15 protein-coding genes are annotated in these 14,531 nt (G+C 70.9%); 1 reads left to right on the top strand and 14 read right to left on the bottom strand.

Features of this window, described 5'->3' with window-relative positions:
• From ABDW61_RS09525 to ribA, 12 genes are all read right to left on the bottom strand, one after another.
• On the bottom strand, nt 1-340 hold a 340-nt coding region (locus ABDW61_RS09525; protein ID WP_343638214.1), incomplete at its 3' end, for an FAD-dependent oxidoreductase.
• Between the two features lie 6 nt (nt 341-346).
• The gene (gene dsbD / locus ABDW61_RS09520; protein WP_343638213.1) at nt 347-2,260 is read right to left on the bottom strand and encodes a protein-disulfide reductase DsbD; all 1,914 of its coding nucleotides are present in this window, start codon (nt 2,258-2,260) and stop codon (nt 347-349) included.
• On the bottom strand, nt 2,257-3,270 hold the full coding sequence (locus ABDW61_RS09515; protein ID WP_343638212.1) for an FAD:protein FMN transferase: 1,014 nt from the start codon (nt 3,268-3,270) through the stop codon (nt 2,257-2,259). The genes dsbD and ABDW61_RS09515 overlap by 4 nt, the downstream gene beginning before the upstream one ends.
• A 9-nt stretch (nt 3,271-3,279) precedes the next feature.
• A complete protein-coding gene (locus ABDW61_RS09510) occupies nt 3,280-4,443 on the bottom strand; it encodes a DUF3570 domain-containing protein (RefSeq protein ID WP_343638211.1) in 1,164 nt (387 codons plus the stop codon).
• The gene (locus ABDW61_RS09505; RefSeq protein ID WP_343638210.1) at nt 4,430-4,681 is read right to left on the bottom strand and encodes a DUF4266 domain-containing protein; all 252 of its coding nucleotides are present in this window, start codon (nt 4,679-4,681) and stop codon (nt 4,430-4,432) included. The genes ABDW61_RS09510 and ABDW61_RS09505 overlap by 14 nt, the downstream gene beginning before the upstream one ends.
• A gap of 51 nt (nt 4,682-4,732) precedes the next feature.
• Nucleotides 4,733-5,290: a TlpA disulfide reductase family protein gene (locus tag ABDW61_RS09500; protein WP_343638209.1), complete on the bottom strand. Its 558-nt coding sequence runs from the start codon at nt 5,288-5,290 to the stop codon at nt 4,733-4,735.
• A gap of 22 nt (nt 5,291-5,312) precedes the next feature.
• Nucleotides 5,313-7,385, bottom strand: a complete 2,073-nt coding sequence (locus tag ABDW61_RS09495; protein ID WP_343638208.1) for a choice-of-anchor D domain-containing protein — start codon at nt 7,383-7,385, stop codon at nt 5,313-5,315.
• 11 nt (nt 7,386-7,396) lie between these two features.
• The gene (locus ABDW61_RS09490; protein WP_343638207.1) at nt 7,397-7,798 is read right to left on the bottom strand and encodes a CPBP family glutamic-type intramembrane protease; all 402 of its coding nucleotides are present in this window, start codon (nt 7,796-7,798) and stop codon (nt 7,397-7,399) included.
• Between the two features lie 101 nt (nt 7,799-7,899).
• Nucleotides 7,900-9,150 carry a type II toxin-antitoxin system HipA family toxin YjjJ gene (yjjJ, locus tag ABDW61_RS09485; protein WP_343638206.1) on the bottom strand — a complete coding sequence of 417 codons (1,251 nt, stop codon included), beginning with the start codon at nt 9,148-9,150 and terminating at the stop codon, nt 7,900-7,902.
• A 5-nt stretch (nt 9,151-9,155) separates the two neighbouring features.
• Nucleotides 9,156-9,644: a hypothetical protein gene (locus ABDW61_RS09480; RefSeq protein ID WP_343638205.1), complete on the bottom strand. Its 489-nt coding sequence runs from the start codon at nt 9,642-9,644 to the stop codon at nt 9,156-9,158.
• Nucleotides 9,645-9,686: 42 nt separating this feature from the next.
• Nucleotides 9,687-10,655, bottom strand: a complete 969-nt coding sequence (locus ABDW61_RS09475) for an XRE family transcriptional regulator (protein ID WP_343638204.1) — start codon at nt 10,653-10,655, stop codon at nt 9,687-9,689.
• Nucleotides 10,656-10,816: 161 nt separating this feature from the next.
• On the bottom strand, nt 10,817-11,440 hold the full coding sequence (gene ribA, locus ABDW61_RS09470) for a GTP cyclohydrolase II (protein WP_343638203.1): 624 nt from the start codon (nt 11,438-11,440) through the stop codon (nt 10,817-10,819).
• 216 nt (nt 11,441-11,656) lie between these two features.
• On the opposite strand from ribA, the gene ABDW61_RS09465 reads away from it, so the two are divergent.
• Nucleotides 11,657-13,393 (top strand): M14 family metallopeptidase, encoded by a 1,737-nt coding sequence (locus ABDW61_RS09465; protein WP_343638202.1) that lies wholly within the window; start codon nt 11,657-11,659, stop codon nt 13,391-13,393.
• A 70-nt stretch (nt 13,394-13,463) separates the two neighbouring features.
• Here ABDW61_RS09465 and ypfH read toward each other — a convergent pair whose 3' ends face one another.
• On the bottom strand, nt 13,464-14,165 hold the full coding sequence (gene ypfH, locus ABDW61_RS09460; protein ID WP_343638201.1) for an esterase: 702 nt from the start codon (nt 14,163-14,165) through the stop codon (nt 13,464-13,466).
• Between the two features lie 16 nt (nt 14,166-14,181).
• Nucleotides 14,182-14,520: a thioredoxin family protein gene (locus tag ABDW61_RS09455; RefSeq protein WP_343638200.1), complete on the bottom strand. Its 339-nt coding sequence runs from the start codon at nt 14,518-14,520 to the stop codon at nt 14,182-14,184.
• Between the last annotated feature and the right edge of the window lie 11 nt (nt 14,521-14,531).

The raw sequence follows: 14,531 nt of genomic DNA, 5'->3' as shown, positions 1-14,531 counted from the left end.
TCGCCAGGATCACCGCGTCGGCGGTGTACACGGCGCTGTCGCCGGTCAGCGTGAACGGGCGCTTGGAGAAGTCGACGCTGTTGATGTGGTCGAAGACGATCTCGGTCTGGAAGCGCTCGGCATGCTGCTGGAAACGCTGCATCAGCTCCGGTCCCTGCACGCCCATCACGTCGGCGGGCCAGTTGTCCACTTCCGTGGTGGTCATCAGCTGACCCCCTTGCGCCATGCCGGTGACCAGCAGCGGCTTCAGGTTGGCGCGGGCCGCGTAGATGGCGGCGGAGTAACCCGCGGGGCCGGAGCCCAGGATCAGCAGCGTCGTGTGTCGTTGGATCGATGTCATGTCAGTTCACAGCTTGGCGCGGTCCAGGCGTTGGGCGAATTCATCGGCCGGCAGGAAGCCGATCGTGCGGGCGGCGGGCAGTTCGCGGCCCTGCGCGTCGAAGAACAGGATCCCCGGCGGGCCGAACAGCTGGAAGCGCTTGAGCAGCGCCTTGGCTTCCGCGCTGTTGGCGGTGACGTCGGCCTGCAGCAGCCGAGCCTGACGCAGCCGCGCGGCGATCGCCGGATCGGAGAAGGTCAGGTGCTCCATCTCCTTGCAGGCCACGCACCAGTCGGCATAGAAGTCCAGCATCACCGGACGGTCGGAGGAGGCCAGCGCCGCGTCGAGCTGCGCCACCGTGGTGATGCGCTCGAACGCCGGCGTCCCCTTGGCCGAAGCCGCCTCGGCACTGGCCATCGGCAGCGCGCCGGCGCCATTGCCGCGCGCCAGGTGCCGCAGCGGCTGCAGCACGCTGTCACCGCCGGACAGCGCGCCGCCGATCATCGCGATCGACCACAGCGCCACCAGCGCGCCGCCCGCCTTCAGGGCGCGGGGCCGGCCGGCCTCGAACGTGCCCAGGCAGATCGCCGCGATCAGCGCGGCCGCGCCGATCAGGAACATCAGCGCGCCTGTCGGCAGCACCGGCGACACCAGCCACAGCGCGACCGCGATCAGCACCAGGCCGAAGAAGGTCTTGACGTGCTCCATCCAGCGGCCCGCGCGCGGCAGCAGCGTGCCGGCGGACAGCCCCAGCAGCAGCAGCGGGACGCTCATGCCGCAGGCCAGCGCGAACAGCGCCGAACCGCCCAGCACCACGTCGCGGGTCTGACTGATGTAGACCAGCGCGCCGGCCAGCGGCGCCGCGACGCAGGGACCGACCAGCAGCGCCGACAGCCCGCCCATCAGGAACACGCCGATGTGGCGGCCGCCCTTGAGCTGGTTGGACGCGTTGTTGACCTTGTCCTGGATGAAGCCGGGCATCTGGAATTCCCAGACGCCGAACATCGACAGCGCCAGCACCGACAGCAGCAGCGCGAAGGACCCGAGCACCCAGGGGTTCTGCAGCGCCGCGGCGAAGCCCGAGCCCAGCAGGCCCGCGACGACGCCCGCCGCCGTGTAGACCATCGCCATGCCCATCGAATACGCCAGCGCCAGCGTGAAGCCGCGGGCGCGCGATACCGGCGCGCCCTGGCCGACGATGATCGACGACAGGATGGGGAGCATCGGCAGCACGCAGGGCGTGAAGGACAGCAGCAGCCCGCCGAGCAGGAACATGCCGACGACGCGCAGCAGGCTGCCCGACTGGAGCGCGGCGGCACTGCTGTCGAGCGGGGCCGCCGCAGGTTCCGGCGCGGCCGCGGAGGCTGGCGCCGTGGACGCGGTCGCCGCGGCGGTGCCGCTGGTGGACGAGGCGGCCGGCGTGGCCGATTCGATCGGCGCGGACAGCGCATCGGGCTGGGCCTCCCAGCGCGCCTGCAGCACGCCCGCGCCATCGCGCGTCAGATGCACTTGCGCCTGCTGCGGCGGATAGCACAGGCCGCGATCGGCGCAGCCCTGATAGCGGACCGTCAGCGTGGACGGCTCCTGCGCCTCGGGCAGCGGCTGCGTGATGCGCGTGGGACCTGCCCACAGCGTCATCGTCTTGTTGAAGTTCGGGTCGAACTCCGCCTTGCCGGCCGGCAGCTGCGGCGCGGGCAGCGCGGCGCCCTCGGCCTCGATGGCGAAGCGCTCGCGATACAGGTGATAGCCCGGTGCGACCTTGAATTCAACGAGCAGCGGGCCGGACCTGGCGCCGTCCTTGAGTTCGATGCGGGCCTCGCCCGGGAAGGCCTGGGCAGGGTCGAGGAAGGCCGGGTCGTCGGCCGCGTGGGCGCCGGTCATGCCGGCGGCCAGCGCGAGCGCGGAGGCCGCGCCGGCGAGCAGGGAAGCAAGTGATCTCATGGTGGAGAGGGAGCAGGGTGTTGGAGGAGTCGTTCGGGGTCGTGGGATTGGAGCCGGCCGTCGCCATCGACGAGCAGGAAGCCGACGCCGGGCGTGCTCAGCCGCTGCGCGGCCTGGGCGCCGATCAGCATCGACATCGTGGCCAGCGCGCCGGCCGCGATGCACAGCGGCGCGACGACGCTCACCGCCTGCCAGTGGCGCACCGGCTGACCGGTGCGCGGATCCAGGATGTGGCAGCAGCGGCGGCCGTCGGGGGTGATGAAGAAGCGCTCGTAGTCGCCGCTGGTGGCGAGGGCGCCCTCGCTCAGCGCGATGCGGGCGCAGACCTCGTCCTCGCGCCGCGGATGCCGCACCGCGAAGACCCAGGGCTGGCCATCGGGACGCGGGCCCAGCACGCGCAGGTCGCCGCCCAGGTTCACGAAGCCGTGGCGCAGGCCGAGCCCGTGCAGCACCGCGATGGCGCGGTCCGCGGCGTACTCCTTGCCGATGCCGCCGAAGTCGATCTCCATGCCGGCCTGCGGCAGTGCGATCGCGCGGCCGTCCCACTGGACGCGGTGCCAGCCGATGCGCGCGAGCTGCACGGCCAGCGCGTCGGGCGTGGGCTCGCGGCCGGCCTTGAAGTCCCAGGCGCGGCGCAGGCAGCCGCTGGTCAGGTCGAAGAGGCCCTCGCTCTGGCGATGCAGCTCGGCGGCGAAGTCGAGCAGCTGCGCCGTCTCCGCGTCGACGGTCACGCCGCCGCGGCCGGCGCGCGCGTTGATCGCCGAGATCACGCTGTCATCGCGGTAGCGCGAGTACTTGCGCTCGATGCGGCGGATCTCCGCCTCGGCCAGCGCGCAGGCCTCGGCGGCCTGCGGCGGCGATACGCCGGCGAGCACGATCTCGTTGGGCGAGGCCATCGCCGTGAAGACGTGGCGATGCTCGCGCGCGGCGGGGCCATCCGATGGCGCGTCCCGCGGCGCGTCCGGCGCGCCCGCCTGCGCCGGGGAGGAGAACGCGGTGTCGCGCAGCATGGCCGTGGCTCAGAACTTGTGCGAGAGGCCGATCTGCAGCCAGTCGGCCTGGAAGCGATCCAGACCGGGTGAGCCGCTGCCGCCCAGGCGCCAGCCGGCGCGCTGTTCGTAGTGCTCGAGGCTGAAGTCGGCGGTCCAGCGCGGCGCGAACTCGTAGGCGACCTTCAGCCCGGCGGTGATCGCGCCGAAGGCCGACAGGCGCTGGTCGCCGGAGAGGTACTGCGGCGAGGTCGCGGTGTAGCCGGGTGGGAAGGGCGCGCCGAGCGCGGGGTCGTAGACCGGGTCGTAATAGAACTTGGCCGCGCGCTGCGTCGTGTAGCGCAGCATCGGCGTCAGCGTCCAGCCGCCGGAGAGCGGCTGCACCCACGCCGTCTCCAGCGTATTGGCGCGCACGCCGAAGCTGTCCGAGTAGTAGCGCCAGCTGCTGCGCAGCGTCGCCTTCCAGTCGCTGAAGTGGTGGTTCCAGCGCGCCATCACCGTGTACTGCTCGCGGCGGTCCGGCCGGCGGTCGGGGAACTTGTACGGGTCGGAGTACATGCCATGGCCCCAGCTCGCGCCGACGTTGAGCTGCACCAGGTCGTTCGCCGTCCAGGCCTGCGTCACGCCGGCGATCAGTTGCGTGGTGTTGCGGCCGCGGCTCAGCGTCGGGTCGTTCGACGAGCCGATCCAGTCGTCGCCGAAGGCGGCGCCGATGTTCCAGGTCGTGTTGTTGTCCTCGCTGGAGCGGCGGTAGTCGGCGGAGATCGTGCGCGAGCGGTAGTCGTGCTCGGTCGAGTAGGCGGCGCCGATGGACCACGCGTCGCGGTCGTTGTAGCGCGTGACGCGGACATCGCCGGCGGTGCGCTCCTCGTCGAGCCGCGAGGCGCCGGACACCGCGCTGTGATAACGCGGCGACGCGCCCGAGACGCTGTCACTGACCAGCGAGCCTTCGACCGACCAGCGGCCGGCGACCGGCACCATCAGGTAGACCGAGGGCGCGGTGACCTTGATGCGGTCGAAGCCCGGCTGGCGATCGCGGTAGGAGAGCACCTTGACGGCAATCTCGGCCTGCTCGGGCGCGGTCTCGGCCTGCACGGTCGCGTGCAGTCCGGGCAGCAGCAGCGCGGCGGCGAGCACGCCTCCCCAGCCGCCGGCCCTGGACGCGTCGGCGGTCTCGAACTCAGTTGCAGCCACAGCCGCCTCCTCCCACGCCGTTGCCGCCGGAGGCGTTCTCCTTGCTGGTGTAGATGTGCTGCGCGAAGCGGTCGCCGAGCACGTCGCCGCCCATGGTCATCTCGGGACGGGCGAGCGCGCCCTTCTCCCAGGGCTGGGGCGGCGTGATCGCGCAGCCGGTGGTGGCGAGCGCCGCCAGGGCGAGCGCCGTGGTCATCGCGGCGCGCGCGGCGCGGCGTGGCATCGGAGGTGTGGACATCGGGATTCCTCGATCGGAAGGGAAGTCGGGCGGGCCTGGCTCAGGGGGGCGTCAGGGCGTCTTCAGCGCGGCGGCGATGCGGGCTTCGAGCTCGGCCTCGTCCTCGGCGCGGAAGCCGGCGTGCTGCGCCAGCACGCGGCCATCCGGGCCGAGCAGCACCGAACTGGGCATCGCCCGCACGCCGACGCGGCGGGCGGAGTCGCCCTTGCCGTCGAAGGCCAGCGAGACCTTGGCTGGCACTTCCTTCAGGAAGTTCAGCGCGTCGTTGCGGTTGGCGTCGAGGTTGACGGCGACGATGCGCAGGCCCTGCGCGCCGTACTTCTCCTGCATGCGGTTCATCCAGGGGAAGGACTGGCGGCAGGGACCGCACCACGAGGCCCAGAAGTCGACGTAGGTGAGCTTGGCCTTGCCGTCGTACAGCGCGACCGGAGCGCCGTCCGCGCCGGGCACGCTCGCGACCGGCAAGGGCTGGCCGGCATCGGCGGCGCGGGCCGGCGACTGCGCCGCGAAGACGGCGGCGCCGATCGCGGCCATCGTGGCAAGCGTGCTCAGGACGTGGCGGCGTGTGCCGCGGCGGGCATCGGTGAGGGAGGAACGGAAGAGGGACATCGAAACTCCAGGACGTTGGGGGTCAGGCGGTGCGCACGCGCTCGGCGCGCGCGCGGCGGCGCCACAGGATCAGTCCGGACAGGCCGGCCATCAGCAGCAGCAGCGGGTCGGCCGCGCCGGTGCCCGCGCCGATCGAGCAACCGCCGCCGCCGCTGTTGGCGGGGGCGGTGGCGCCAGTGGCACCGCTCAGCGCCACGGCCGCCGTGGCGGGGGACATGTCGCCTTGCAGCGTGAGCGTGGCGGTGTCGGTGCCCGCGGCATCCGAGGCCGCGCCGTCCGCGCCAAGCCAGCGCACGGTGATCTGGCAGGTCGCGCCGGCGGCGACGGTGAACGGCGCCGTGCCGCAGCTGTTGGCCCCGCTCGTGTCGACCGCGAAGCGGGCCGAGCTGACCGTCATCGAGGCGATGCGCAACGTCGCGTTACCGCTGTTGGTCAGCGTCAGCGGACGGCCCGCGGCATCGGCCGAGCTGAGGTCGAGCGAGGTCGCGGACAGTTGCAGCGCCGGCTGCGGCGCGCCCTGGCCGGTGCCGCTCAGCGTGAGCGCCGCGGGCAGCGAGGCGTTGTCGGCGGCGACGTTGGCCGTCGCGGCGCGCGCGCCCGTGGCGCGCGGGCTGAAGCCGATGGCCAGGTCGCAACTCGCGCCCACCGCCAGCGACGCGCCGGCGACGCAGGTGGAGGCCGTGTCGACGCGGTAGTCGGCGGCCGCGTCGCCGGCCAGGCTGAAGCTGCCCAGCGTGGCCGCGGCGGTGCCGGTGTTGTTCAACGTGAAGTGCTTGAGGCCGCCATCCGCGCCGACGGTGACGGTGCCGAAGTCGGCGCCGGCCGCGGGGCTCCAGCTCAGGATTGCCGTGTTGGCGAGCGCGCCGGTACCGGCGAGCGGCACCGATTGCGGCGAGCCGGTGGCGTTGCTGGCCAGCGTCAGCGCGCCGGTGGCGGGGCCGGCGGCGGCCGGCGTGAAGCTGACCGACACGGTGCAGGTGCCGGACGCCGGCACGCTGGTGCCGCAGGTGTGGGTCGTGGAGAAGGGACCGGTGGCGGTGATCGCGCTGAAGCTCAGCGCGGCGCTGCCGGTGTTGGTCACGGTGAGCGTTTGAGCGGCCGTCGTGGTGCCGACCGTGGCCGTGCCGAACGACAGGCTGGTGGCGGACAGGCTGGAGACCGGCGTGGCGGCGATCTGGCCGGTGCCGCTCATCGCGATGCTGACGTTGGCCGCGGCGCCGCCCGCCGCGGGCGCGGTGGCCGCGACGGCGAGTGTCGCGGCGCGGCTGCCGGCGCCGGCGGGCGCGAAGGTGGCGGTCACGGTGCAGGTCGCGCCGACGGCCAGCGGCGTGCCGACGGCGCAGCTGCCGCCGCGCGTGAAGTCGCCCGCGTTGGCGCCGGTGATGGCGATGCTGCCGAAGTCCAGCGAGGCGGTCCCGCTGTTGGTCAGCGTGACGGTGCGCGCGGCGGAGGCCGTGCCCACCGACTGCGTGCCGAAGGCCAGCGTGGAGGCATCGGCGGACAGGCCGGCCTGGAGCGACGCGTTGGCGGTGCCGCTCAGCGCGATGGGGATCGGCGTCGAGATGCCGTTGTGGGAGAGGGTCAGCGCGCCGGTGCGCGAGCCCGCCGCGGTCGGCTGGAACACGACGCCGACGGTGCAGCTGGTGCCGGCGGGGACGCTGGCGCCGCAGGTGCCGCCCTGGATGGCGAAGTCGCCGCTCGCCGTGGCGGTGAGGCTGCCCAGCGCGGTGAGGCGGCTGGCGCTGATGGTGACGGTGGAGACGGCGCTCGACTGTCCGACCGAGGTCTGCGCGAAGCTGATGGAGCCCGGTGAGTTGCCGAGGTAGGCGGCGATGTCGGCGAGGTCGGACGCGCTGATGTTGCCCGACAGCGTGCCGGTCATCGCCGGGATCGTGTTGATCGCGTTCTGGATCATCGCGGGGTTGTTGCGGCCGCGGTCCACGACGGAGGTGGAGGCCACCGAGTGGCAGGCGGCGCAGGACTGCGAGAACTTGCTCTGTCCGGCGATCGGATCGGCGGCGAAGGCCGGAGCGGCCAAGGTGGCGGCGATCGCGGCGATCGCCACGGGCAGGGCGTGGCGGAAGGGAGGGGTCATGACGCGGGGCCTCATGGGGATGAAGAGAGAAGCGGGAGCAGCACTGGCGCGGCGAACAGCAGCCAGCAGGCGTTGAAGGCGGCGTGCCACGCGATGCAGCGCGGCAGCGAGCGATGGCGGCGATAGCCGCGGCCGATCCACCAGGCGGGCAGGGCGGTGGAGAGCGCGAGCAGCAGCATCGGCGCCGCGGGCATCGGACCGGGCCGCGTCGCGGCGATCAGCGCGGCCGCGTGCGCGGTGCCGAAGGCCAGGGCCGTCAGCGCGGCCGCATGACGCCGCATCGCGATGAAGCGCGAGCTCGACAGCAGGTCCTGCAGGCCGAGCCGGAAGAGGATCTCTTCGAGGCAGGGCGCGAGCAGGAGCTGCCGGAGCACGGCATCCCAGGAGGGCGCGATGAAGGCGAAAGGCGGCATGGGCGCGAGCGGAACTCAGGCAGTGGATGAGCGTGGGTTCCGGCGCGCATGGAAATGGTTGTGGGTCCGTCGCAATCTGTTGCGAAGACGTTGGGGGCGGCTCAGGCGAGGCTCGAGAGCCGTTTGTGGTTCAGCGCACAGAGGCGGCGGAAGGCGGCGCTGATGCGGGTGTCGTTGGCGGCGTCGCGCCAGAAGGCCGTGGCGGCGTTCAGGGCGCGGTGCCACTCGTTGGAATCGCCAGATGCGGCGCGGCTCGGGGCGAAGGGCGGGGCCGGCAGGTCGTGGCCCCGCCGCGGTGCATAGGCCATCGGAAGCATGTCGTAGATGGGCGCGAGCTCGAACGCCACGCCGCCATCGCTGCGAGCGACGGGGCGGAATGACAGGTTGCCGTCATGCATGTCGTTGTTGGCGATGAGGCGGCCGAAGTGCCAGATCCGCTCGATGAGAGAGAGCTCGCGCCGCGTGAGCCAGCAATCCTCGAGCAGGGCCTGCGCGGCGTGGTGCCAGGGCTTGCCCGCGGCGCCGACGAAGGCCGCGTTGATCGCGAACCACGATGCAAGCGGAGACCGGCCCAGCGCGCCATGACGGTCGAAGCGGTCGATTTCCAGGAAGGTGCGTCCCTGATGGTGATGAAGGCGTGTCGTCGCGGCGGAGATGCCCAGGTGCGAGGTCACCGCTTGGGCGGCGAGGTGCTCGCAGGCGAGCAGGTCGCGCCAGCGCTGGGTGGCGGGGGAGTCGTCGGCATGGGTGAACTTGACCAGCACGTGCTGCTGCGTGCCGCCGGGATGGAAGCGCAAGGCGGTGAACTTCGGGAACTCGCCGCCGGCCGATGAGCCGGGGATGCCCTCGGTGAGGATCAGCTTGGCGAGCGCGGGGAAGGCGCGGGGGATGTCGTCATTGGCGACGCCGCGCGCGGTGCGGCCGGCGGCCACCTGGCGGACGTGCTCACGCCAGAGGTCGCAGGCGTGCTCGCCGACGATGAGATCGCCGGGTGCCTCGGCGCCGAGCAGCGACATCGCATGCAGCGCGTCGTCGTCGGACCAGGTGTTGGGATCCTCGGAGGATTGCAGCAGCGGCGCGTAGTAGCGCGCGAAGTGGCGGCCGAGGAAGCCCTGCGGACGCATGTCCTGCAGCGGATAGGGCAGGCCGTCGAAGCGGCCGGCGCGCATGTCGGCGTCGAGCGGCCAGCCGAAAGGCTCGAGGAAATCCATCGACACGCCCTGCGGATGAAGCAGGCGCATCCAGGCGATCAGGCGCGGCTCGCCGCGCAGGTCGATGCGGTAGAGCGGGAGTGGCGAACCGGAACCGCGGAGGTGGCGGAACTGGCTGGAGGGGGGCGGAAGCTGCGTCATGGGGATCAAGCCGCCATTCGTTCCGCGAAGGACGCGAAGTTCATCTTGTAGCGCCTCGCCTCCAACTGCGACTTGAACGCATCCGCCTCGGGGATGGACACCAGACCTGCGTGTATGCAACGGTCGATCACGTCCTCTGTGCGGAGCAGCCGGCACTCGCCCAGCAATTGCTTGGCGATCCGCTCAGCTTGGCGCCGTTCATCGGTGGCGACCGAATGTCCTGCGGTGAACGCGATGGCGATGCAGGCGGCCTCACCAACGTCGATCCTCAGACACAGACGCGAGAACAGCTCGAAGGTCGCCCTCTCGCCTGTGTCGCAGCGATCGAGTTGACCATTGACCAGCGACTCGGAGAGTGCATTCGCCTGATCGGGACGAGTGACCTCATCCACAACCTGCTCGGGGACCGAGAAGCGGTGACGCGGAATGTGATTCAGCAGCGGGAGCCGTTCGAGGTGAATGAAGTTGATGAGAACGTTGGTGTCGGTGACCACTACGTGGTCGCGAGAAGTTGGCATCGTCCCTGTCATCGACCATCACCCCAGTCCCAATGCACGGATGACGCCCGCGACGGTGTCGCGCTCGATGCCGAAGGTGCGGCCGATCTCGAACAGTTTCCTTCGTGAGATCTCGTCCCGGCGGAACGCCTCGCACGCCAGGCTCAGCAGTCGCCCGAGGCTCGCGCTTCGGCCGTCGCTCTGCTGATGCCCCTCGCAGGGATCGGCATCATTGGCGGAGCCCCGGCCCCACGGCGTCAGGAACTCCGCAGCGAAGGCGTCCGCGCGCAACTCGGTCAGATCGCCCTCGCGTCGCATGGCGCTGAGCGAGCCCAACAGATGGCGGTCCATGAGCACATGCCCATACTCGTGCGCGAGCGAGAAGCGCCGCCGGGCCGGCGATTGCGCGGCGTTGAACAGCACGAAGGCGCCAATGCGCGGCTCGCAGAGCATCAGGCCCGACACGTCCTCGGGCAGATCGACGGCAACGCTGCCCACGCCCTGCGTTTCGAGCAGGTGTTGCATTCGATCGAACAGCAGGCCATGCCGGTCAAGCCGAGCCCGTTCGTCCGACGCGACGCCCCGTCCTTGCGCAACGGCCTCCTCGCGGTCCAGTGGCGCCGGCAGATCGACGGCCGCGGGCAGAGCCGCGGCGCGGTCGATGCCGAGCATGTTCTCCAGCGACGCGAATTGCAGTGCGAAGGCAATGCCCTGCTGGAGGGCCATCGTCAAGGCGCGCCGATCCCTGATCTGCGCATTCGCGAGAAAGAGCGCGGAGAGGGCGCCACTGTCGGCGAATCGTTCATCGAAGAACTCGCTGGCGTGCCGGCCGGTCGCGAAGGCGATTCGCAGCAGCTCGCGGGACTCTGCCCGGCGGGCGCCTTGCTCGATGGCTTCAATCGTCGACGCCGCCAGATCGACGAATTCCCCAAGCTCCTGTGGGGTCAGGTGGAAGCGTTCCCGCGCGATCCGGATGCGCTGCCCCAGTTGCTGTTCCGTCACGGTCATCACGGCTCCCCATCGAAGTGGAAAGCCGCAGATGCTGAACTTCGGCGGTCGCCTTGTGGATGGCTCGACATGGAGGTGCGCGCGCGCGCCTTCCACCTCTTTGAGGTGGCGACTGCGCAGCGCGGGTCAGCGCATGCCGGTGCAGCGGCCCGGCCTCCGCCTCACTCCAGGTAATGCCCCATGCGCTTGCGCTTGGTCTCGAGGTAGCGCTCGTTGTGCGGGTTCGCCGCGATGCGCAGCGGCACCAGCGCCTCGACCTCCACGCCGCCCTCGACCAGCGCGTCGCGCTTCTGCGGGTTGTTGGTGATCAGCCGCACGCTCTTCACGCCCAGCAGGCACAGGATGTCGATCGCGTCGGCGTAGTCGCGCTCGTCCTCGGCATGGCCCAGGCGCAGGTTGGCGTCGATCGTGTCCACGCCGGCCTCCTGCAGCGCGTAGGCGCGCAGCTTCTCGACCAGGCCGATGCCGCGCCCTTCATGCCCGCGCATGTAGATGACGATGCCGCCCTCGTCCTTGAGCAGATCCAGCGCGCCCTGCAGCTGCGGGCCGCAGTCGCAGCGCAGCGACTGGAACACATCGCCGGTCAGGCACTCGCTGTGGATGCGCAGCAGGCCGCCGCGCTCCTGAAGCGGACCCACCGACAACACCAGGTGTTCCGATCCGGTGGCCGGGCTGCGGAACGCCCGGGCCTGGAAATCCCCCAGCGACGACGGCAGGTGCACCACTTCCCACTCGGTCGCCCCTTGCGTCCCCAACGGGATCTTCTCGCAGTGATTCACAGCCATCTCTCCAGCTCACCTCGGCGACCTCGCGGGCGCCTTGTCGTTCAAGTCGTTCACGTCGTGCGAGCCGCGCCCGCCGGATCTCCGCCGCGCACGTCTCAAGGGACGCAATTTAACCGCTCTCAGGGTAAACGCGCTGTCGCGGGCTGGAGAGCCCTCTCGGACGCCGGGGCCGCCCCATGCAAAATCGCCCGCACCGCCACCGTCCCTGGGATGCCCATGACCGCTCTCCCGCCCGCCGCCGAGCCCGCGCCCACCCCCGCGCTGCCGAGTCCGCGCTTCGACGAGTTCCCCCGCTACGAGGCGCTGACCCAGCTGCTCTTCGGCTATGCGCAGGCCCGTCCCAACCTGGTGTCGGTGCGCTCGATCGGGCGCAGCTTCGAGGGGCGCGAGATCTGGGCCGTGATCCTGACCAACACCGCGACCGGCGCCGACGTCGACAAGCCCGCGTTCTGGGTCGACGGCAACATCCACGCCGCCGAGCTGACCGCCTGCACGACCTGCCTCTACTACCTGCACGAGCTGCTGAGCAAGTACGGCAGCGACGCGCAGGTCACGCAGCTGCTGGACACGCGCACGATCTATCTGGTCCCGCGCCTGAACCCCGATGGCGCCGAGCTCGCGCTGGCGGACCGGCCGCGCCACATCCGCTCCTCGACGCGGCCTTATCCGTTCGACGAGGAGCCGGTCGAGGGGCTCAGCGTCGAGGACATCGACGGCGACGGCCGCATCCTGACGATGCGGGTGCCCGATCCGCATGGCGGCTACAAGAAACACGCGTCCGATCCGCGGCTGATGGTGCCGCGCGAGCCCGGCGAATTCGGCGGCGAGTACTTCCGCCTGATGCCCGAGGGCCTGGTGATCAATCACGACGGGCTCAGCATCAAGGTCAACCGCGACAGCGAGGGCCTGGACCTGAACCGCAACTTCCCGGCGGGCTGGCGGCAGGAGTTCGAGCAGGTCGGCGCGGGGCCGTATCCGACCAGCGAGCCGGAGGTGCGCGCGATGGTGGACTTCATGGTCGGCCATCCCAACATCGGCGCGGCGATCAGCTTCCACACCCACAGCGGCGTGATCCTGCGCCCCTGCGGCACGCGCAGCGACGAGGACATGGCGCCCGAGGACCTGTGGACCTACCAGCGCTTCTCGAAGCTCGGCGAGCAGCACACCGGCTATCCGGCGGTGAGCATCTGGCACGAGTTCAAGTACCACCCCAAGGAAGTCATCACCGGGACGCAGGACTGGGTGTACGAGCACCTGGGCGCGCTGTTCTGGGTCGTGGAGCTGTGGTCGCCGAACAAGGAGGCGGGCATCGAGGGCTACAAGTGGATCGACTGGTTCCGCGACCATCCGGTCGAGGACGACCTCAAGCTGCTCAAGTGGAGCGACGAACACTGCGGCGGGCAGGCGCATGTCGAGTGGACGCCGTTCATGCATCCGCAGCTGGGACCGGTGGAGATCGGCGGCTGGGACAAGATGAACTACTGGCGCAATCCGCCGCCGCATCTGCGCGAGCGCGAGGCGGCGCGGTTTCCTGCGTGGATGAACCAGATCGCGCTGAGCCTGCCGAAGCTGGAGTTGCTGAGAACGGAAGTGCGCGCGCTCGGGCCGGATACCTGGCGGGTGAGGATGGCCGTGGGGAACAGCGGATGGCTGCCGGCTTACGTCACCAAGCAGGCGCTGGCGCGCAAGCAGACGCGCGGCGTGATGTTCGAGATCTTCCTGCCGGTGGATCCGGAGGTGGGGCTGGTCAGCGGGAAACCGCGGATGGAAGGGCCGCAGTTGGAAGGGCATGCGCCGAAGCAGACGCAGCTGGCGTTTCTTCCGGAGCGGAATATCACCGGGGATCGGGCCTATGGGGAGTGGGTCGTGCGCGCGCCGCAGGGGACGAGGCTCAGCCTCGTGGCATGGGCGGACCGGGCGGGCACGGTGAGGACCGAGGTCACGCTCGATTGAGTAAACCCCCTCTCCCCTGCCCTCTCCCCCCTCGCGGGGGGCGAGGGAGTTCTTGTCGAGGGAGAGCACGTCAGTGCTTGGGCTCGCCCTTGTCCTGTTCCGCCGCGGCCAGGACCGCCTCGCGCCACAGGCGCGCCGGGATGAAGGTGCGCAACTGCTCCATCGCGCGCTCGATGAGTTCCGGATGCAGCTCGTGGCCGACGCGCGGCAGCACGTCCGCCGTGATGTCCGCGCCCAGCGCCATCAACTCGCGCGCGGCGTTCAGCAGCGCCGGGTAGGGCAGCTCCGTGTCGTCCTTGCCATGCAGCAGATGGATCGACACGTCCTTCGGCGCATGCTGCGGCCAGTACGCATACGCGCCACCGAAGGCCAGCACCCGGCCCGCGAGCTGCGCCTCCTGCTGCAGCGCCTCCAGCGCCAGGATCGCCCCCTGCGAGAACCCGCCCAGCGCGACCCGCTCCCAGCTCAGCCCCAGCTTCTCCGCCCAGGCCCGCACCAGCGCGATCAGCCCCGGCACCGCCGCCGTCAGCCGCTGCGCCTTGAACGCGTCATCGCCCTGTTCGGAGTACCACTGGTGCCCCGCCCCGCCGCCCGGGATCGCGTCGAAGGGCTCGAAGCCCTCGGGCAGCACCAGCGCGGCGCGCGGGTACTGGCGGTGCAGCGCCTCGGCGAGCGGGCGCATCTGTTCGGCATCCCCGCCCGCGCCGTGCAGCAGCACGAACAGCAGGTCGGGCGCTCCGTCCTTGGGGAGCAGCACATGGGCTTCAGTCATGGCGCCGGATTGTCCGTCAGCCGCCATCGATCCGCGTCAGCGCCGCCCGGATGTCCTCAACCGACGTGGGCCTGACCAGGCGCTCCACCTCCTGCCCATCCTTCATGAAGATCAGCGTCGGCCACAGCTTCACCTTGAACGAGCGCCCCAGCGGCTGCCCCTTCCCGTCCTCGACCTTGATGTGCTGCACCCGCTCGTGCCCGCCGCCGAAGGCCTGCTCCAGCAGCGGCTGCGCGGCATTGCAGATCGGGCACCACGAGGCGCCGAACTCGACCAGCAGCGGGTGATCCTTGGACAAGGTGTCGACCGCGTCGCGGATCGGCTCGGTCAGCGCGTAATGGGGATTCATCGGCATGGAGACCTCCT

The organism is Roseateles sp. (assembly GCF_039595595.1).
Taxonomy (GTDB): Bacteria; Pseudomonadota; Gammaproteobacteria; order Burkholderiales; family Burkholderiaceae_C; genus Roseateles.
Note: the sequence above shows the minus strand (reverse complement) of the source record. Positions and strands in the feature narration are given on the sequence as shown.

Coding starts and splice junctions, on each gene's coding strand:
- dsbD (WP_343638213.1), bottom strand. CDS start 2,260: ATGAGATCACTTGCTTCCCTGCTCGCCGGCGCGGCCTCCGCGCTCGCG.
- ABDW61_RS09515 (WP_343638212.1), bottom strand. CDS start 3,270: ATGCTGCGCGACACCGCGTTCTCCTCCCCGGCGCAGGCGGGCGCGCCG.
- ABDW61_RS09505 (WP_343638210.1), bottom strand. CDS start 4,681: ATGTCCACACCTCCGATGCCACGCCGCGCCGCGCGCGCCGCGATGACC.
- ABDW61_RS09500 (WP_343638209.1), bottom strand. CDS start 5,290: ATGTCCCTCTTCCGTTCCTCCCTCACCGATGCCCGCCGCGGCACACGC.
- ABDW61_RS09495 (WP_343638208.1), bottom strand. CDS start 7,385: ATGACCCCTCCCTTCCGCCACGCCCTGCCCGTGGCGATCGCCGCGATC.
- ABDW61_RS09490 (WP_343638207.1), bottom strand. CDS start 7,798: ATGCCGCCTTTCGCCTTCATCGCGCCCTCCTGGGATGCCGTGCTCCGG.
- yjjJ (WP_343638206.1), bottom strand. CDS start 9,150: ATGACGCAGCTTCCGCCCCCCTCCAGCCAGTTCCGCCACCTCCGCGGT.
- ABDW61_RS09475 (WP_343638204.1), bottom strand. CDS start 10,655: ATGACCGTGACGGAACAGCAACTGGGGCAGCGCATCCGGATCGCGCGG.
- ribA (WP_343638203.1), bottom strand. CDS start 11,440: ATGGCTGTGAATCACTGCGAGAAGATCCCGTTGGGGACGCAAGGGGCG.
- ABDW61_RS09465 (WP_343638202.1), top strand. CDS start 11,657: ATGACCGCTCTCCCGCCCGCCGCCGAGCCCGCGCCCACCCCCGCGCTG.
- ypfH (WP_343638201.1), bottom strand. CDS start 14,165: ATGACTGAAGCCCATGTGCTGCTCCCCAAGGACGGAGCGCCCGACCTG.
- ABDW61_RS09455 (WP_343638200.1), bottom strand. CDS start 14,520: ATGCCGATGAATCCCCATTACGCGCTGACCGAGCCGATCCGCGACGCG.